At 61.5% G+C, this 17,981-nt stretch carries 15 protein-coding genes; 7 read left to right on the top strand and 8 right to left on the bottom strand.

Annotated elements, in window-relative coordinates; translation table 11 throughout:
• The first annotated feature begins 33 nt into the window (after window positions 1–33).
• The 3 genes from MSL71_RS05940 (at window position 34) to MSL71_RS05930 (ending at window position 5,415) form a co-directional block, all read left to right on the top strand.
• Window positions 34–1,140, top strand: a complete 1,107-nt coding sequence (locus MSL71_RS05940) for an efflux RND transporter periplasmic adaptor subunit (RefSeq protein WP_180137785.1) — start codon at window positions 34–36, stop codon at window positions 1,138–1,140.
• A complete protein-coding gene (locus MSL71_RS05935) occupies window positions 1,137–4,199 on the top strand; it encodes an efflux RND transporter permease subunit (protein ID WP_218950965.1) in 3,063 nt (1,020 codons plus the stop codon). The genes MSL71_RS05940 and MSL71_RS05935 overlap by 4 nt, the downstream gene beginning before the upstream one ends.
• A 103-nt stretch (window positions 4,200–4,302) precedes the next feature.
• Window positions 4,303–5,415, top strand: a complete 1,113-nt coding sequence (locus tag MSL71_RS05930; protein WP_180137783.1) for a GGDEF domain-containing protein — start codon at window positions 4,303–4,305, stop codon at window positions 5,413–5,415.
• 42 nt (window positions 5,416–5,457) lie between these two features.
• Here the strand turns inward: MSL71_RS05930 and MSL71_RS05925 are convergent, their stop codons facing one another.
• From MSL71_RS05925 to MSL71_RS05905, 5 genes are all read right to left on the bottom strand, one after another.
• Entirely contained in the window at window positions 5,458–7,854 is a 2,397-nt protein-coding gene (locus tag MSL71_RS05925) for an ATPase, T2SS/T4P/T4SS family (protein WP_180137781.1), read from the bottom strand.
• Window positions 7,851–9,263 (bottom strand): sensor histidine kinase, encoded by a 1,413-nt coding sequence (locus tag MSL71_RS05920; protein WP_180137779.1) that lies wholly within the window; start codon window positions 9,261–9,263, stop codon window positions 7,851–7,853. The genes MSL71_RS05925 and MSL71_RS05920 overlap by 4 nt, the downstream gene beginning before the upstream one ends.
• Before the next feature lie 23 nt (window positions 9,264–9,286).
• Entirely contained in the window at window positions 9,287–9,952 is a 666-nt protein-coding gene (locus MSL71_RS05915; RefSeq protein ID WP_180137777.1) for a GTP-binding protein, read from the bottom strand.
• Window positions 9,953–9,968: 16 nt separating this feature from the next.
• Window positions 9,969–10,544: a response regulator gene (locus tag MSL71_RS05910; protein WP_180137775.1), complete on the bottom strand. Its 576-nt coding sequence runs from the start codon at window positions 10,542–10,544 to the stop codon at window positions 9,969–9,971.
• Window positions 10,545–10,776: 232 nt separating this feature from the next.
• Window positions 10,777–12,054, bottom strand: a complete 1,278-nt coding sequence (locus MSL71_RS05905) for a peptidase U32 family protein (RefSeq protein WP_180137773.1) — start codon at window positions 12,052–12,054, stop codon at window positions 10,777–10,779.
• A gap of 194 nt (window positions 12,055–12,248) precedes the next feature.
• On the opposite strand from MSL71_RS05905, the gene MSL71_RS05900 reads away from it, so the two are divergent.
• The gene (locus MSL71_RS05900) at window positions 12,249–12,629 is read left to right on the top strand and encodes a nucleotide pyrophosphohydrolase (RefSeq protein ID WP_180137771.1); all 381 of its coding nucleotides are present in this window, start codon (window positions 12,249–12,251) and stop codon (window positions 12,627–12,629) included.
• Here the strand turns inward: MSL71_RS05900 and MSL71_RS05895 are convergent.
• Window positions 12,626–13,537 (bottom strand): hypothetical protein, encoded by a 912-nt coding sequence (locus tag MSL71_RS05895; RefSeq protein WP_180137769.1) that lies wholly within the window; start codon window positions 13,535–13,537, stop codon window positions 12,626–12,628. The genes MSL71_RS05900 and MSL71_RS05895 overlap by 4 nt on opposite strands.
• Window positions 13,538–13,829: 292 nt before the next feature.
• Between MSL71_RS05895 and MSL71_RS05890 the strand changes: the two genes are divergently transcribed.
• Together MSL71_RS05890 and MSL71_RS05885 are read left to right on the top strand one after the other, a co-directional pair.
• The gene (locus tag MSL71_RS05890; protein ID WP_180137767.1) at window positions 13,830–14,318 is read left to right on the top strand and encodes a hypothetical protein; all 489 of its coding nucleotides are present in this window, start codon (window positions 13,830–13,832) and stop codon (window positions 14,316–14,318) included.
• A 134-nt stretch (window positions 14,319–14,452) separates the two neighbouring features.
• Entirely contained in the window at window positions 14,453–15,274 is an 822-nt protein-coding gene (locus tag MSL71_RS05885) for a lysophospholipid acyltransferase family protein (protein ID WP_180137765.1), read from the top strand.
• Here the strand turns inward: MSL71_RS05885 and MSL71_RS05880 are convergent.
• Together MSL71_RS05880 and MSL71_RS05875 are read right to left on the bottom strand one after the other, a co-directional pair.
• A complete protein-coding gene (locus MSL71_RS05880) occupies window positions 15,271–15,471 on the bottom strand; it encodes a hypothetical protein (RefSeq protein ID WP_180137763.1) in 201 nt (66 codons plus the stop codon). The genes MSL71_RS05885 and MSL71_RS05880 overlap by 4 nt on opposite strands.
• Window positions 15,472–15,473: 2 nt before the next feature.
• Window positions 15,474–15,704: a hypothetical protein gene (locus MSL71_RS05875; RefSeq protein ID WP_180137761.1), complete on the bottom strand. Its 231-nt coding sequence runs from the start codon at window positions 15,702–15,704 to the stop codon at window positions 15,474–15,476.
• Between the two features lie 295 nt (window positions 15,705–15,999).
• Between MSL71_RS05875 and MSL71_RS05870 the strand changes: the two genes are divergently transcribed.
• Entirely contained in the window at window positions 16,000–17,634 is a 1,635-nt protein-coding gene (locus MSL71_RS05870) for an NAD+ synthase (RefSeq protein WP_246317725.1), read from the top strand.
• The last annotated feature ends 347 nt before the right edge of the window (window positions 17,635–17,981 follow it).

The following is a 17,981-nucleotide window of genomic DNA, read 5'->3' as shown; positions in this document are numbered from 1 at the left end:
ATGAACCGAGACGGAATTGCATAAGGAGAGGGTATGGGCGGTCGGGTGTGGAGAGGAGTGGTTCTGGCGGCAAGCCTGTTGGCGCTGGAATGCGTGGGGTGTTCGGGGGAGAGGGCAGCCGAGGAGGTTCATCTGAGGCCGGTGCGGGTGCAGAAGGCGAGGCAGGTGGCCCCGGAGGTCTCCCGGGTTTTTTCCGGGTATGCCCTGGCCTCGGTGGAGTCCAGGCTCAGTTTCAAGGTGCCGGGTACCCTGGAGCGAATCCCGGTGAAGGTGGGGGACGTTCTGAGCGCCGGGGATCTTGTGGCCTCCCTGGACGACCGGGACTACCGACTGCGTGTCCAGGAGGCCGAAGCAGGCCTGGATCAGGCCAGGGCCCAGGCCCGCAACGCCGCCCTCTCCTATGAACGGGCCCGGCGGCTCTGGGAGAACGACAACATCTCCAAAAGCGATCTGGACCGGGCCCGGGCGGCCTGGGAGTCGGCCACGGCCCAGGTGACCTCCATCGAGAAGAAGCGGGACCTGGCAAAGCGCCAGCTGGGATACACCCGCCTGGTGTCGCCCATGTCGGGGTCGGTGACCATGGTCCTGGCCGATGAGAACGAAAATACCGGGGCAGGGGTGCCGGTGGCCATCCTTGCCTCCGGGCGCCGGGTCGAGGTCCATGTGGATATCCCCGAAGTGATGATCTCGGACATCCGGGCAGGGCAGGCGGTGGCCGTGCGGTTTGCCGCCATGGGAAAGAGGCCCTTTCCGGCCGTGGTGTACGAGGTGGGCACGGCGGCCACCGGCTTTGCCGCCACCTACCCCGTGACCCTTCGCCTTGTGGACGAGGTCAGGGAGGTGCTGCCCGGCATGGCGGCGGAGGCCACCTTTCGATTCCCGGGGCGCGGGGGGGAGCGGTTCCTTGTCCCTTCCCATGTGGTGGGGCAGGATGCGTCCGGACCTTTTCTCTTTGCCGCAGAGCCCGACGGGGAGGGCAAGGCAACGATCCGGCGCCTTCCCGTGGCCGTGGGGGCCCTGACCCAGGACGGCCTTGAGGTCTTTTCCGGCCTCACCGGCGACGAGTGGGTGGTGACGGCGGGCATGAGTCGCCTGAGCGAGGGCATGCGGGTGCTGCTTAAAGTCGGGGAGGCGCCATGATGCACATCACGGAAGCGGCGATCCGCATGAACCGGGTGACCCTGGTGGTGATCCTCATGGTGGTGCTGGGGGGCTGGGTGACCTTGCACAGGCTGCCCCAGGACGAAGACCCCGGCTACATCATCCGGGTGGCCATGGTCACCACCTATTTTCCCGGCGCCAGCCCGGAGCGGGTGGAGCAGCTGGTCACCGACAGGCTGGAGAAGGCGATCCAGGAGATCTCCGAGCTCGACTACGTGGAGAGCGAGTCCCGGCCCGGTATCTCCATTATCTACGTGAATATCGACGAATCCTATAAAGCCATGCGTCCCATCTGGGATGAGTTGCGGCGCAAGGTGGACCGGGAGACACCCAGGCTCCCGGAAGGGGTCATCGGGCCCTTTGTGAACGACGACTTCGGGGATGTCTTTGGCCAGGTTCTGGCCCTCACCGGCGAGGGGTACACGTATCGTGAGCTCAAGGATGTGGCCGACGAGGTGCGTGACGAGCTGCTCCGCATCGACAACGTGGCCAAGGTGGAGATCATCGGCGCCCAGGAGGAGCAGGTGTTTCTGGAGTTCAACTCCGCGCGCCTGGCCCGGTACGGCATCTCGCCCCTCATGCTCCAGCAGGTGCTCTCCCAGCGCAACATCATCACCCCCGGCGGGGCCCTGGAGTCGGGGCAGGAGCGGATCAATCTGGAGCCCACGGGGAACTTTGAGGCCGTGGCCGAGATCCTGGATACGGTGATCTCGGTGCCGGGCCGCAAGGAGGTGGTCTACTTAAAGGACCTGGTGGCCGTGACCCGGGGGTATAAAGACCCTCCCTCCACCCGCATGCGATTCAACGGTGCTCCGGCCCTGGCCCTGGCCATCTCCATGTCCGACGGCGGGGATATCATCGCCCTGGGCAAGGAGGTGACGGCCTTTACCAAGCGGCTGGAGGCCCTCTATCCCATCGGCGTGGGGTTTCAGTTCCTGGCCCGTCAGCCCGAGAGGGTCCACCGGAGCGTCAGCGATTTTCTCTCCAACCTCATGCAGAGCATCGTTATTGTCTGCCTGGTGATGCTGGTGAGCCTGGGGGTGCGGACGGGGCTCCTCGTGGCCAGCCTCATCCCCGTCACCATCCTCATGGCCTTTCTGCTCATGGGCTTTTTTGGCATCGGCATTGACCAGGTCTCCCTGACGGCCCTGCTGATCTCCCTGGGAATCCTGGTGGACAACGCCATTGTCATGAGCGAGTCCATCATGACCCAGGTGCGGGAGGGCCAGAGCGTGGCCGAGGCTGCGGTGACCTCGGCAAAGGAGCTGGCGCGCCCGCTGCTCACGGCCTCGTTGACCACCTCCTTTGCCTTTTTGCCCATCTACATGGCCAAATCGTCCACCGGGGAGTACACCTCACCCCTGTTCAAGGTGGTGACCCTTACCCTCCTCAGCTCCTGGGTGCTGGCCCTCACCATGATCCCCCTGTTCTGTGTCCGGTTCCTGCGCGTCAAGGGCCCGGAAAAGGAGCCGGGGTATCAGTCGCCTTTTTATTCCCGGTATCGGCGGGCCCTTCTGGGGGTGCTGCGCCACCGACTGCTGTTTGTTGCGGCCATGTGCCTTGCCTTCGTGGTGGCCATGGCGGGGTTTCGGTATGTGCCCAAGCGGTTCATGCCGGACTCGGACCGCCGCATCATCACCGCCACCGTGGAGACACCCCCGGGCTCGGACATCGCCCACACCGAAGCCATGGTCAGGCGGATGGAAGCCTTTATCCAGGCCAACCTCATGGCGGAAGATGGGGGGGAAGGGGTGGTGAACTGGGGGAGCTTCATCGGCGAAGGGGCCCCGCGGTTTATCCTCTCCTACCGGCCGGATCCGCCGGAGAGCAGCTTTGCCTATCTCCTCATCAACACCACCTCCTTTGAGGCCGTGGCCGAGGTGGTGAACCGGCTTCAGGATTTCTGCGACGCCGAACTTCCCGAGGTCCGGGCCAAGGTGTCCCGTCTGTCCGTGGGGCCGCCGGTGAACCATCCGGTGGCGGTGCGTATCTCCGGCAAGCGGGATGCCGTGCTCTTTACGCTGGTGAACGGGCTCAAAGAGCGCCTTCGCAAGGAACCGGGGGTGCGGGAGGTGGGGGATGACTGGGGGCGCCACACCCGCAAGCTGGTGGTGCGGGTGGATCAGGAGCGGGCCCGGCGTGCTGGCATCACCAGCCGGGATATCGCTCTTTCCCTTCAGGGGACCTTAAGCGGGGTCCAGGTGGGGCAGTATCGGGAGGAGGACGACCTCATCCCCATTGTGGTGCGTTCCGTGGCCGAGGACCGAAACGACATCGAAAAACTGGAAGGGCTGCGCATCTACAGCCTGGCAACAGGCCAGTCCGTGCCTTTGAGCCAGGTGGCCCATATGGACACGGACTGGCAGCACGGTAAGATCATTCGCCGGGACCGGCTTCGCACCGTGGAGGTGTACGCCGATCTCTTCGAGGGATTCAACGCCCTGGCCATCAACGAGAAGGTCTCGGCCTGGCTGGCGGAACAGAGCGGCGGCTGGGGCCTTGGGTACCGTTACGAGGTGGCCGGGGAGGCGGAAAAGTCGGCCAAGGCCAACCAGGCCATCGCCGATGAGCTGCCCTTTGCCGCCATGCTGATCATGCTGCTTCTCATCCTCCAGTTCAACTCCCTGAGGCGGACGGCCCTGCTTCTCTGCATCGTGCCCCTGGGGCTCATCGGCGTCACCGTGGGGCTTCTGGTGGCGCGGTCTTATTTCGGGTTCATGACCCTTCTGGGGGTGGTGGCCCTTTCGGGCATTGTGATCAACAACGCCAATGTGCTGCTCGATCGCATCCGCATCGAGATCAAAGAGAACGGGCTGGAGCCAGGCGACGCCGTGGTGATTGCGGCCCAGCGGCGCCTTCGTCCCATCCTGCTCACCACCCTCACCACCGTGGGCGGGCTCATTCCCCTCTGGGTGGGGGGCGGGCCCCTTTTCGAGCCCATGGCGGTCTCCATAATTTTCGGGCTGGTCTTTGCCACGGTGATCACCCTGGGCATGGTGCCGGTTCTCTACACCTTGTTTTTCAGGGTTCGTCTCTGAGGGGGCAGAAAGGCTTCGCGACAACGGACAATGGACCACACGGTGGGGGCGTCCTCCGCCCTCCGTGTGCCTGGCAGGTAACGCAAGCAACGGGGTGACAGGTATGTCCGAGACAACATTCAACCAGGGGCTTCGGCTCAAGCGGTTTGCCATGGCCGCAACCACCTACCTTCTGTGGCTGGGGCTTTTTGCCTATGTTCGCTACATGGGGCTCTCCCAGATTCCCTGGGCCGTGTTGTGGCGGTGTACCTGCCTGGTGGCGTTGTGCAACATCGCCCTGCTGCTGGTGTTTTTGAGCGGGTTGAACCGGTGCTTCAAGGACCCGAGCCTCACCCTGTTTCAGATGGGCATGGGGACCTTCTGGGTCATGGTGGGGGTCTACTACTCGGGGGAGGCCCGGGGCGGGTTGCTTCTTCTCTACCTTGTGGTGTTCGTCTACGGCTTGTTCCGGCTCAAGGTCCGGCAGTTCCTCTTTCTCTCGGCCTTTGCCATCGCAAGCTACGGGGCGGTGCTGTTTCTCCTTCAGAGGCAGGACCCAGACGGCTTCAACACCCGGCTGGAGGTGATGAACCTGCTCATCCTCATGGTGGTGCTTCCCTGGTTTTCCCTGGTGGGTGGCTACATCACCAGCCTTCGGGAAAAGGTGGCCCGGGCCATGGCCACCATAGAGAAGCTGGCCATCCACGACGACCTCACCCAGGTGTTCAACCGCCGCCAGATGTTCGAGATCCTGGAGCGGGAGAAGGCCCTGGGGGATCGCGGGGTTCACCCCTTTTCCATCTGCATCTTCGATCTGGATCATTTCAAGCGGGTCAACGACACCTTCGGCCACGAGGCGGGAGATATCGTGCTGCGCACCGTGGCCCAGGCCATCCAGAAGAACCTGCGGGACATCGATCACATCGCCCGGTACGGGGGGGAGGAGTTTATCCTTATTCTCACCAACTCCGGGGTGAGTGAGGCCATGCAATGCGCCGAGCGGGTGAGGGTTCTCACCGAAGGGCTTGCTTTTGACGGGCTTCCTGCGGATTTTCGGGTGACCATCTCCGTGGGGGTGACCAAGTACACCCCGTCCGAGGACATCAAGGCTTCCATTGGCCGGGCGGACGATGCTTTGTATCGGGCAAAGAGCAAGGGAAGGAATCGGGTGGAGTACGAGCCTGCAAAGCGCAGGGGCGGCCAAGGGGGCGCCGGGGCACGGGAGAAAAAGGGGTAAGGCACCCCTCCCGGATTTTATGGTGAAGGGCGAATGGGTTTTTCAGCGGTCGGTGACGCGGGTGGCGCAGTCCGGGCAGCCGTTCCAGTCCGGCTCCAGGTAGCACCCGCAGTTGATGCACTGGAGCAGGATTCGGCCCGAGCAGAAGGGGCAGTAGCGGTGGCGCTCCCTCAAGTTGGCGTTGCAGTGGGGGCACTTGACCTCCAGGGTGTTCTGGGGGCCCAGGACCCGGAGCACCTCTTCGGCGGTGGTGACGCCCTGGTTGATCTTGGTCCACCCGTCTTCCACCAGGGGTTTCATACCGGCCCATCGGGCGGCCCGGGTGAGCTCGGACTCTGAGGCGGCCGTGTTGATGAGCTGCTTGATCTCCTGGGTGACGGTGAGGATCTCAAAGAGGCCGGTGCGCCCCCGGTAGCCCGAGTTGTTGCACCGGTCGCAGCCTTTGCCGTGGAAGGCCGGGAATGTCCCGCCGTTGGCGTTGATGCCGAGAGCATCGACGGTGGCCGGGGAGAGGGCCTCCTCTTCTTTGCAGTTGTCGCAGATTCGGCGGACCAGGCGCTGGGCGATGATACCGCTCAAGGCCTCGCCGATGACGTAGGGCTGGATGCCCATGTCCCTGAGGCGCGTGATGGTGGGGATACTGCCGTTGGTGTGGAGGGTACTCAGGACCGTGTGTCCGGTGAGGGCGGCGTGGAAGGCCACTTCGGCGGTCTCGAAGTCCCGGATCTCTCCCAGCATGATGACGTTGGGGTCCTGGCGGAGGATGGCCCGCAGGATGATGGGAAAGTTCAGGCCGATTTTCTCCTTGACCATGACCTGCTCGGCCATGGACATGAAGTACTCCACAGGGTCTTCGATGGTGGTGTAGTTTTTTGTGACCGAGGCGTTTTCCTGCATCAGCGAATAGAGGGTGCTGGTCTTTCCGCTGCCCGTGGGGCCGGTGGTGAGGATGCACCCCTGGGGTCGGTTGATGAGGCGGGTGACCATCTCTTTTTCCTCGTTGGTGAGCCCCAGGTCCTCCACGCTCTTGATGGAGGCGTTGCGGTCCAGGATGCGGAACACCACCTTCTCCCCGTTGATGGTGGGCAGGCAGGAGAGGCGGATGTCCACCATTTTCGAGGGGGTCTTCACGGTGATGCGCCCGTCCTGGGGGCGCCTTCGCTCGGAGATGTCCAGCTCGGCCATCACCTTGATGCGGGAGACGATGGCCGGGTGCATGGTGATGGGGACGTGGATCTTGTCGTTGAGGAGCCCGTCCATGCGGTACCGCACCATGACGTATTTTGTCTTGGGCTCGATGTGCACATCCGAGGCTTCGTGGCGCAGGGCGTCGGAGATGATGGCGTTGACGATGCGAATGGCCGGGGGCTGGTCCTTGGCGATGAGGAGCTCTTTGAGGTCGGCTTCCTCGTCCTCTTCGTCGAGGATGATCTCAATGGCCTCGGTGGGGTCCTCCATCTCCAGCACGGTGAGCTCATCCAGGCCCGCCTCTTCCTCTCCGTAAAGCTCCTCGATTTTTTTGATGATCTCCTTGCGCGTGGCAATGACCGGCTCCACCCGCAGGCCGGTGATGAACTGAAGGTCCTCGATCTTCAGGTATTCGCTGGGATCGTTCATGGCAATCATGATTCCGGTTTCCGTGCGCTTCAGGGGCACCAGCAGGTTGTTTTTGCAGATCTCCCGGGGAATCAGGGCCACCAGGGCCTCGGGCGTGCTGAACTCCGCGGGGTAGACGCGGTTGATGCCCATCTCCCGCTGGATGGCGTTCAAGATCGTTCCCTCGTCCACCAGGCCCATCTCCATGAGTACCTGGGGCATGGGCAGGTTTTTCTTTGCCTGGATTTCCCGGGCATTTTCCAGATCATTTTTTCGAAGGAGGTTCTGCTTCATCAGGATGGATCCCACCTGGCTCCGGTGGGTGTTGATGAAGCGGCTCATCTGGTTGATGCGCTTGGTCTGGGAGACCTGGTTTTTTTTCAGGGCCCGGTTTTCCCGGATAAGGTCGTACTGCTCCAGGGCCAGGCCCACGGTGATGCGCAGGTCTTCGTCGCTCCAGGGCTTGGTGATGAACTTGTACACGGCCCCTTCATTCACTGCCCCCATGATGGCCCCCACGTCGGCATGGCCGGTGAGCATGATGCGGATAGTGTTGGGGTACTCCCGCTTGATTCGGCGCAAGAGGTCGGCGCCGGTGATGCCGGGCATGCGGTGGTCGGTGATGATGACGTGGATCTCCTCCCGCCGGAGGCACTCCAGGGCCTCTTCGCCGCAGGACGCGGTAAATATGCGGTAGGTCTCCTTTCGGAAGATGCGTTTCATGGCCGACAGCACACCGGCTTCGTCATCCACAAAGAGGATGGCGTAGGGCCGGGTGTCCTCGGGGGGCTCTTCCGAGTCGGGAGGGTCTTTGCCCAGGAAGAGGGATGCGAGTCGGCTCATGGTTCGTTCTCCTCGGCGGGGAGGGCTCGGTGCAGGGGAAGGCGCAGGGTAAAGGTGGTGCCTTTGCCCTCCTCGCTTTTGACGCTGATGGAGCCCCGATGGCGTTTGACGATGTTGTAGACCACGTTAAGGCCGAGGCCGGTACCCTTGCCCACGGGTTTGGTGGTGTAGAAGGGATCGAAGATTTTTTTCAGCTTTCCCTTGGGGATACCGGTGCCTGTGTCTGCAATGGCCACCACGGCATGGGTGCTGTCATGGCTGGTGGTGACGGTGATGGTCCCTTTGTCGGTGATGGCCTGGGCCGCGTTGACCAAGAGGTTGATGAAGACCTGGTCAAGTTGCCGGGCGTAACACTGCACCGGGGGAAGGGGTCGATAGTCTTTTTCCAGGGTGACCTTGTACTTGAGCTCGCTGCCCACGATGTTGATGCTTTTGTCCAGGTTGGTGTTGAGGTCGGCCAGGCAGAGGGTCTCCTCGCCGGGGTGGGCAAAGTCCTTCAGATCCTGGACGATTTTGCGGATGCGCTCGGCCCCGTCGATGGATTCGCTGAGCAGCGGGGGGATGTCCTTGAGGATAAAGTCGATGTCCGCGCCTTCGTCGATGTGGCGGAGCTCCGACAGGAGGCGGGCCGTCTTGTCATCGGTGAAAAGGCCTGCCCGGTGAGCTTCGTCAATGAGGTCGCGCTGCAGGGTCACAAAGCGGATGAGTTCTCCTGCATACTCATCGAGGCTGTTGATGTTGCTGGTGATAAAGCCCATGGGGTTGTTGATCTCGTGGGCCACCCCGGCGGCCAGCTGACCGATGGAGGCCATTTTCTCCTGTTGCATGAGGTGTTCCTGGGCTTGCCGGATCTCTTCGGTTTTCCGTTTGACCTCTTTGTCCAGGCTGGCGGCAAGGAGCCGGTATTTCTTTTCGGATTTGGCCAGCTGGGCTGCTTTTTCCTTGAGGTTGGCAAAGGTGTCTTCCACCACCTCGCCGTGGACCCGGGAGGCCATGGCCAGGCCGCACCCGCTTTTCATGATCTGGGTGATGGCCGTGGCCAGTATGGTTTCGGCGGCCGTCAGCTCGTCGGTGGGGATATTGCCGTCTGGATTGAACCCCAGGACCAGATAGCCCAGGATGTCCAGCTCGTGGATCAGGGGCGTGAGGATCACCCATCCCTTGGGGGTCTCCTTCAGGGCCCTTGTCCCGGGTCGGGTTTCAGCCAGGCGTTTTCCGATGGCGCGGGTCACCTCCCCGCATCCGGCATCCGGGAGCAGGGGCGTGCCGTCGGGCATGAGCACCGAGAGGTGGCCCAGGCCCAGGGGCGGAGCCGCACGGGCCCAGGTGAGGACAACCTCCGGGGGGAGCAGGTCCCTCAAGGAGTACTCCCTGTCAAAGGGGGTGATGGTCTCATGGGAACGCTCCATGGGCTGGGCTCCTTGGGTTTGGGTCAATGGCTCACGGGGTCGGCGTGGGACGGCAGCACCGAATGAAGGTTCTCTTCCATGATCCGGTAGCTGCCTCCCAGGTCATGGGAGGCGTCCAGATTACGGTAAGTGGCCGAAAGGATGGTCTCGAACGTGGTGCGGACCCCTTGACCGGTGAGGGCGGTGGAGAAGGTGACGGGGAGCCCCGACGGCTCCCAGCGTGAGCGGATCTCCTCGGTGGTGAGGATGTCCGGAAGATCCCGTTTGTTGAACTGGATCACCAGGGGAAGGTGCTCGAAGTCCAGGCCGATGCGCCCTGCGTTTTTTTCCAGGTTTTCAAAGCTCTGAAAGTTGTTGAGGGCCTGTGCCGTCTGGGAGTCGGCCACAAACACCACCCCGTCTGCCCGGGAGAGGACCGCTTTGCGCGTGGCGTCGTGGGCTACCTGCCCGGGGACGGTAAAGAGCTTGATTTTCACCCGGTACTCCCCGTCGGTGCTGGCGAGAATGGGTAGCAGGTCAAAGAAAAGCGTGCGGTCGCCCCGGGTCTCCAGGCTCATGAGGTCGCCGCACCGGCCCGGCCGGATGAGGTCGTGAAGCTGCATGAGGTTGGTGGTCTTCCCGGAGAGGGCCGGTCCGTAGTAGACGATCTTGATGACGATTTTTTTTTCTTCGTCGAGGATCTCGGCCATTGGAACCCCCTTTTTTTCAACTCCCCTTGGCCTGTTCGATATCGGTGATGATGGCCGTCAGGGTTTCCTGAAGGCGGCAGTTGAGTTCCTTGTACTGTCTGGCGGTCTCCTCCACATCGGTGAGGCAGGACCTCAGGCGGTTTTCCATCTCGCTGTTCAGGGCCAGCAGGGCTTCGTTTTTCTGTTTGATCACCTGGGACATCTGTTTGTTTTCCATGGCCAGGTTGAAGTGGTCCACCCCGTTTTTTACCGACATTTTAAGCTCGGCCTTGCTCCAGGGCTTGTTGATGAACCGGAAGATGTGGCCCTTGTTGATGACGGTGATGGTGGCGTCGATGTCGGAGTGACCGGTGAGCATGATGCGCACCACCGAGGGCCAGCGGATGCGGACCTTCTCCAGAAACTCCGAACCGTCCATGTCGGGCATCATGCGGTCGGAGATCACCACGGCCGGTTTGATGACGTGGATCTCTTCAAGGGCGGTGGTCGGATCGTCAAAGGCGTAGATCTTGTAGGGCTCGTTTCGAAAGGCGCGGGAGATGGAGTCCAGAATGGGTTTTTCGTCATCCACAAAAACGACTTTGTTATTCATGGGTCACCTCTGTCATGGTGAACGGGTGGGGGCTGGCGGGGGTTCCCGGGATGATCGGAGCCGCAGGGACGGGCTCGATATCTCCCAATGGGGTAGGGACGGAGAAGGGGCGCTTTGGGGGACTCAGTAAAAAAAGGGGGGGACAGGGTCTGGTTGGAACCGGGAGCTATGGATTCATAATATCACAGCCTGTCAGGAGGTTGCAACTCTCCTGAAACAGGCTGCTTTTTGATCAGGAACGCGGGGCGCTGCCGTTTTTGGGCAGCCGGGACGCGCCGGGGGCGTGGCCGTAGGTGCTCTCTTCGGCGATGCGGATCAGGTCGTTTGGCGCGTAGCTCCCGTTGAGGGTGACGCCCACACAGGTGTTGGGCTGGGCAAGCTCCAGGGCACGCCCGTCAAGACTTTCAATGGCTGCGATGGTGTCGGGGCGGGCTGGCCCTTTTCGCGTGAGGACCTCCACCTCCTGGCCCACGGTGATTTTGTTGCGCACGTGGAGGGTGGCGCGGCATCCGTCCACGGCCGTGATCTTGCCGGCAAAGCGGTGGATGGTGCCGGGACGGGAGTCCCCGTAGTTGGGGGCGGCGTCCCCTTCGTAGCCGAAGTAGAAGCCGGTGGAGTACTCCCGGCTGTTGATGCGGGAGAGCTCTTCCACCCACTCCGGACGGGTCGTGTAGTGTTTCGGGTCCTCGTAGTAGGCGTCGATGGCCTCCCGGTAGGTCTTCACCACCGAGGCCAGGTAGTTGATGCCCTTCATGCGCCCCTCGATTTTCAGGGAGTGGATCCCTGATTCGATGAGGGCGGGGACGTGGTCGATCATGCAGAGGTCTTTGGAGTTGAAGATGTACGAGCCCCTTTCGTCTTCCTGCACCGGGTGGTAATGCCCCGGGCGCATCTCTTCCACCACGGAGTACTTCCACCGGCAGGGGTGGCTGCACTGGCCCCGGTTGCTGTCCCGGTTGGTGAGGTAGCTGGAGAGAAGACAGCGGCCGGAGTAGGAGATGCACATGGCCCCGTGGACAAAGGCCTCCACCTCCAGGCCGCCGTTGTCCACCACCCCCTTGATGTCGGTGAGGGGCAGCTCCCGGGCCACGTTGATGCGTGTGGCGCCCAGGGATTTCCAGAAGAGGGCGGTCTCCTGGTTGGTGGTGTTGGCCTGGGTGCTGATGTGAAGATCAATACCGGGGGCGATGGACCGGGCCGCGGCAAAGATGGCCGGGTCGGCCACGATGAGGGCGTCGGGTTTCACCTCGGCCAGGGCGGCGAGGTAATCGCGCATGGCGTCGAGTTCGTCGTTTCGCGCATAGACGTTGCAGGCCACGTAGACCTTGACGCCGTGGGCGTGGGCGTGGCGGATGCCCGCCGCCATCTCCTCCAAGGTAAAGTTGCCTGAAAAGTTCCTGAGGGAGAATGCCTTGCCCGCCAGATAGACGGCGTCGGCGCCGTAGTGGACGGCAATTTCCAGTTTTTCCGGATTTCCCGCCGGTGCGAGGAGTTCAACTCGGTTGCTCATGATTCGTGTATCCCTTGGGTACGGGGTTCCGGGCCCCAGGGGCCTGGATTGTATATATAAGGTTGATAAGGGGACGGGCCCTGTGGGCCTCGGCACCCGGACGTGACGACTCTACCAAAAGGGTTCCCCCTTTGCAACGCACCGTGGTATGGAGGAGCCGTTCCCAAAATCAGCGACAGAAAAGGACGCACGGCATGAAAAACGACACAGGCATAGGCGAATACCAGGAGATGGTGGACCGCTGGGTGAAAGAGGTGGGGGTACGGTATTTTTCCGAGCTCACCAACCTGGGGATCCTGCTGGAAGAGGCCGGTGAGGTGGCCCGGATCATGACGCGGGTGTACGGGGACCAGAGCTTCAAGCGGGAAGAGCCCGCCCCGGATCTGGGGGACGAGTTGGCCGATCTCATGTTTGTGCTGGTCTGCATCGCCAACCAGACCGGGGTGGACCTGCCCGAGGCCCTGGCCAGAAACCTTGCCAAAAAAAGCGCCCGGGACAAGACCCGTCACTGGAACAACCCCAAGCTCTTTAAGGACAGGGACCCCGGTTCGGCACCGGGGCCCACTGACGATTAGGGCTCGGGCGGCGCCTGGGCCTCTTCGTCATCCGAGGCGTTTCTCAGCTTGGCAAAGCTGAAGACAGCGCTTCGGCCGGAGATTTTGCGCAGGGTCAGGACGTAGGTCTTTTCGTCCAGGGTAAAGGAGACCATTTCGTCGACGCCCATGACCTTGTACTCGTCGTTCAAGAAGAGCTCCACGGTGGGCCCGGTCTCGGCAAAGATGTCCATCTGGTCGTTGACCTGCTTCACGTAGAGTGTGTAGAGGTCGGGGACCAGCTCGTGGTACTGGTTTTCCCCGGTGTTGATGAAGTCCCCGTACTCTCCGTTGCGGCCCAGGGAGGCTGCCTTGCCCGCGGCCTTTTCGTCCAGCAGGGTGCGTATGTTCCGGTCCTTGGTGATCATGGCCGATGCCGATCCGAAGACGCCGCCCGTGCCCGTGGAGATGAGCTGGATGGAGAGCTTTACCGCGTTGCCCAGCACCACGGTGTGGCCCACCACGATGGCATCGATGTTCAGGGCGCGGCCCACCTTGCGGGCATCCTCTTCCTTGATATCGGAGTTTTTGGTCACCGCGCTCTCAACGAGACCGAGGACGCTGTCTTCCCCGGTGGCCTCCAGCATCTCGCTGCGCACCACCGTGAAGTAGCCGGTTTTGAACAATTTGTCGGAGACTTCCATCTCCAGGTATTTTTCCAGCTGCTTGCGCTTGCCGTCGATGCGGGTAAACTCCTTGACGGCCACGCGGCGGATGCGTCGTCGCGTGAGCTGCTTGGCCACCTGGGTGGAGAGGGTGCCGATCTGACCGTCCACGGCGGATTCATAACTGAACCGGGCCGGTTTTTTGCTGGGAACATACTGGGGAGGGCGTGCACAGGCGGTTGCCAGAACCAAAAGGACCACTACAAAAACCCACTGTTTCATCATATCACTCCAAAAACATTCATACCGGCCCCCGAGAACCTCACGGGAGGCGCCGTAACCTCAATATTTTACAACTGCATCATTCATTATCACAGAAGCGGGGGCGGGGCCACAGGGTTTTCCCCAGGAGCGCACGGCGGCGGGAAAATACCGGCGGCCGTGGCCATGGCCCCGTTATCCGAAGGTGGCGGTGCGGTACGTAGTGGTGAGGGAGTACGTATTGTTTTATTGACACGTATTGATGGGGTGTGGCAGGTTGTACTGGGTAACATTGCGACCATTTCGGGGGATACACATGGCAAAAAAAGTGACGATCAGCGTGCCGGACGAGCTCTACGAGCGCATGAAAGAGTGGCGTTCGAGCATGAATTTTTCCCAGGTTTTCCAGCGCTCCATATCCAACATGATCCGTAAGAAGGAGGCGCTGCGACAGAAGATCCATGACGAGCTGGACATGTCCAGCGTGGTGGAACGCCTGAAGCGTGAAAAGGCCGAGTTTGAAGCCAACTTCATTGAAGAGGGGAAACGGGCGGGCCTGGAGTGGTCCCGCACGGCCCACTACCGGGAGCTGCAGTATGCCCTGGGCTGGACGCCGGGGAGCAACCCCTTTAAGGACGAGCATCTGGGGGACTACTTTTCCCAGGTCCTGAAGCATCAGTCCGAGCGCTTCGCCGTTACGGGGCGCACCGCCCAGAAGCGGTTCCAGGGATTCATCGACACCTACCTGAGCGGATGGAAAGAGGGGGTGGAGAGTTTCTGGAATGAGGTGAAGGACAAGGTCTAAGGCGCGGCCCCAGGGTTCTGTCGCAGACCCTTGGTCATGGTTAAGGAAAACTAAGATCGCGGAGACGTGCGGAGCATGTCTCCATGGCCAATGATTATTTTTTGGGAGCAGGATTCCCCAGTAGGAGAGAGACGATGGCAACCGGCAACGGGACAAAAAACAGCGTGGAGGCCGCCCTCAGGCGATACGCAGAAGAGTGGGGCGGCAATGTGGAGTGTGCATGGGGGCGGTTCGGTCGCTTTTTGTACTGGCCCTACCGATGGGGCGTGGTGGTGCCGTTTCTGGGGCTCTCCACCCTGGTGCTGGCCCCCCTGGCCGTGCTGCTTTCCGTGATCGTCTCCCCCAATTTCGCGTCGAAAACCATCGCCACCTTCTGGGCCCGCGTCAACAGCTTCATGACCCCCATGTGGGTCTCGGTATCGGGCCGGGAGAAGATCCGGGACGGGGTCTCCTACGTGGTGGTGGCCAACCACCTCAGCCACTACGACATCTATGTCCTTTACGGCTGGCTGGGCCTGGACATCAAATGGGTGATGAAAAAAGAGCTGGAGAAGGTTCCCCTCATCGGCTGGGTCTGCAAGAGCATGGGACACATCTTCATCGACCGCAGCGACAGCGCGAAGGCCGTCTCGACCCTCAACCACGCCCGCAAAAAGGTCCGGGGGGGCACCTCAGTGATCTTTTTTCCCGAAGGGACCCGAAGTGACGACGGCAGCCTCAACCATTTTAAGAAAGGGGCTTTCCGGTTTGCCCACGACCTGGGACTGCCCGTCCTTCCCGTGACCATCAAGGGGACCCGCGCCATTCTTCCCAAGGGGAGCACCGAATTGATGCCCGGGGGCGTTTCCCTTGTGGTCCATGACCCGGTGGATGTCCGGGCCTACAAAAAAGAGGAGCTGGGGGCCATTGTCAACCGTGTGCGCAACACGATCCGCACGGAACTGGAGGACGTTTAACGCCCGGTCTTTTTTTCCGGCTGTTTTTTCTTGCGGAACATGAGGGTGACCAGAACCAGGGAGAGGGTCACCACGCAGGCCACGGCCGCCTTGGAGCCCGTGGATCCGAAGCGGGGCATGATGACCTGTGGGATCAGCCACAGGTAGCAGGTGACGTGGAGGGCGCCGATAAGACAGAGTCGGATTATTTTCGGCACGACTACTCCTCTGACGCTGCGGTGAGGCGTTTACGAAGGGTCAGCAGGATGTTGGCACCCATGAGGCAGATGAGGGTGGAGAAGGGGGCGAAGGAACAGAGGGAGCGGTAACCGATGACGTTGGTTTCCGTGGCCTGTGCCCAGGGCACAAGGGTGCCCGCCCCTGCAAGGACCAGTAGCCAGGCGGTAACGGCCATGGCTGTGGATTTCAAACGATGGTGTGTGGTGTTCATGGCGTCTCAGTCGCTGTGTGGGAGCCCTTTGGGCTCTTTTTTTTATACAATACGGCATCTTGGGATATCTGCTCGACAGGCAGGAGACTATAGCACACCCTGTGGCTGAAAGATACCCCGCTGTGGCCGGAACAAGCCCTTGGTATGAATAGGGTTTGACCGCGATGGCCTGGGTGGGATACTATCCGGGGGAAGAATGATGGCACAGGTAAAATGTGTCTAAAATTCAAGTGGATAGGGGCTCTGCCATGGTGGGGCGTGATTGGAAAAGCGGAACAGGCACGGATGCATGAATATGGTGAGAATAGCAGCAGGGCAGATCAACCCGGTCATCGGAGATTTTGAGGGCAATTGCCGAAAAATGGAGGCGGCTGCGGCCAAGGCCAGGGAGGCGGGGTGCCGACTGGTGGTTTTTCCGGAGCTTGCCGTGAGCGGGTACCCGCCGCGCGATCTTCTGGAGAGGCGCTCCTTTATTGCGGACAACCTGGAGGCGGTTGAGCGCCTCATGGAACGGGTCCGCGGCATTGCCGTGCTCCTCGGGTATGTGGAGAGAAACGGCGAACCCGGGGAGAACAACCTCTACAACGCAGCCCTTCTCTTTGAAGACGGCCGGGTGCTCCACAAGGTTCGGAAACGGTTGTTGCCCACCTACGATGTGTTCGATGAGCGCAGGTACTTTGAGCCGGGCAGCGAGTCCCAGCCCGTGATGTGGAACGGGGTACGGCTCGGCATCACCATCTGCGAGGACATGTGGAACGACAAGGAGGTTTTCTCCTCCCGGAAGTATCGCGTGGATCCTGTGTCGGACCTCTGCGAAAAGGGCGCTGAGCTGCTCATCAACATGTCGGCATCCCCCTTTAACGCCGGGAAACCCGCTTTTCGCGAGACACTCCTCTCCTCAGTGGCCCGCCGCTACAAGGTGCCGGTGTGCTACGTCAATCAGGTGGGGGGCAACGACCACCTCCTTTTTGACGGAGGGAGTCTGGGCTTTCACGATGACGGCACCCTGGCCGCCCGTGCCGCCTCCTTTGACGAGGATCTTCTGGTCTTTGAACCCATGGAGAAGAGCCCCCAGCGCATTGCCCCGGCTCCTTCCTGCGTGGAGGAAGAGGTGTATCGCGCCCTGGTCATGGGCACCCGGGATTACGTCACCAAGTGCGGTTTCAAGAAAGTGGTCATCGGGCTCTCCGGGGGCATTGACTCGGCCCTCACCGCTGCGGTTGCCGCCGACGCCCTGGGGGGCGAGAATGTCTCCACGGTTTTTATGCCGTCGGAGTACACCTCCTCGGACAACGACGTGGACACCCGGTCCCTGGCAGAGAATTTGGGGACCCACTACGATGTGGTGCCCATCGCTCCCATGTTTGATGCCTTTTTGGGTGCGTCGGAGGTGTTCTGCCGGGAGGAGCACGGGGTCACCGAACAGAATATCCAGGCCCGGGTCCGGGGCACGCTGCTCATGGCCCTCTCCAACAAGACCGGGGCCCTGGTGCTCACCACCGGCAACAAGTCCGAGCTGGCCGTGGGGTACTGCACCCTTTACGGGGACATGAACGGGGGGCTGGCCGTCATCTCCGACGTACCCAAGACCCTTGTGTGGGATATCTCCCGGTATGTGAACCGCAACGGGGAGGTGATTCCCCAGCGTATCATCGACAAGGTGCCGTCGGCTGAGCTCCGGCCCGACCAGTCCGATCAGGACGAATTACCCCCCTACGAAGTGCTGGACGCCATTTTGCACGCCTACGTGGAAGAGGTGAAGTCGCCATCGGAGATTGAGGCCATGGGGTTTGACGCGGCGGTGGTGGCCGATGTGGTCCGGCGGGTTGAGATCAATGAATACAAGCGCCAGCAGGCGGCCCCGGGGCTTCGGGTGACGGCCAAGGCCTTTGGCAGCGGGCGGCGTTATCCCATAGCCAAGCGGATCTGATGCGGTGGCACCCGATGGGGGCGGAACCCGTTATTTTCTTTTTTATCTCGGGCCTGCGCTGCCTTCGGATGGCAGAGTAGTAAAGGTAAAACTCTCGGAAAACCACGCCTTTGAGGCTCTTGAATGCTTTGTTTTGCCGTGTTTTGAGCCGTTGCACGGATGGGCTTGGGGGGATCCCCTAGGTAAATGAATGCATTACTCTATGTACAAAGCCCGGGGGGGCTGCATATAATCTCCAACAAAGCAACGGGGTGTACTTCGATGCGAACTTAGTTCGACGTCGTGCTTCCACCCCGGCGCCCCCACCGACAAACGGCCCACCTGCTGCCCGTGACCGGTGCCAAGGC

This window comes from Desulfoluna butyratoxydans (assembly GCF_900699765.1).
In the GTDB taxonomy this organism is placed as follows: domain Bacteria; phylum Desulfobacterota; class Desulfobacteria; order Desulfobacterales; family Desulfolunaceae; genus Desulfoluna; species Desulfoluna butyratoxydans.
This window is presented reverse-complemented; position numbering and strand designations above follow the sequence as displayed.

Coding starts and splice junctions, on each gene's coding strand:
- MSL71_RS05915 (WP_180137777.1), bottom strand. CDS start 9,952: ATGGCCGAGATCCTCGACGAAGAAAAAAAAATCGTCATCAAGATCGTC.
- MSL71_RS05890 (WP_180137767.1), top strand. CDS start 13,830: ATGGCAAAAAAAGTGACGATCAGCGTGCCGGACGAGCTCTACGAGCGC.
- MSL71_RS05925 (WP_180137781.1), bottom strand. CDS start 7,854: ATGAGCCGACTCGCATCCCTCTTCCTGGGCAAAGACCCTCCCGACTCG.
- MSL71_RS05875 (WP_180137761.1), bottom strand. CDS start 15,704: ATGAACACCACACACCATCGTTTGAAATCCACAGCCATGGCCGTTACC.
- MSL71_RS05905 (WP_180137773.1), bottom strand. CDS start 12,054: ATGAGCAACCGAGTTGAACTCCTCGCACCGGCGGGAAATCCGGAAAAA.
- MSL71_RS05885 (WP_180137765.1), top strand. CDS start 14,453: ATGGCAACCGGCAACGGGACAAAAAACAGCGTGGAGGCCGCCCTCAGG.
- MSL71_RS05895 (WP_180137769.1), bottom strand. CDS start 13,537: ATGATGAAACAGTGGGTTTTTGTAGTGGTCCTTTTGGTTCTGGCAACC.
- MSL71_RS05870 (WP_246317725.1), top strand. CDS start 16,000: ATGGTGAGAATAGCAGCAGGGCAGATCAACCCGGTCATCGGAGATTTT.
- MSL71_RS05930 (WP_180137783.1), top strand. CDS start 4,303: ATGTCCGAGACAACATTCAACCAGGGGCTTCGGCTCAAGCGGTTTGCC.
- MSL71_RS05935 (WP_218950965.1), top strand. CDS start 1,137: ATGATGCACATCACGGAAGCGGCGATCCGCATGAACCGGGTGACCCTG.
- MSL71_RS05920 (WP_180137779.1), bottom strand. CDS start 9,263: ATGGAGCGTTCCCATGAGACCATCACCCCCTTTGACAGGGAGTACTCC.
- MSL71_RS05900 (WP_180137771.1), top strand. CDS start 12,249: ATGAAAAACGACACAGGCATAGGCGAATACCAGGAGATGGTGGACCGC.
- MSL71_RS05940 (WP_180137785.1), top strand. CDS start 34: ATGGGCGGTCGGGTGTGGAGAGGAGTGGTTCTGGCGGCAAGCCTGTTG.
- MSL71_RS05910 (WP_180137775.1), bottom strand. CDS start 10,544: ATGAATAACAAAGTCGTTTTTGTGGATGACGAAAAACCCATTCTGGAC.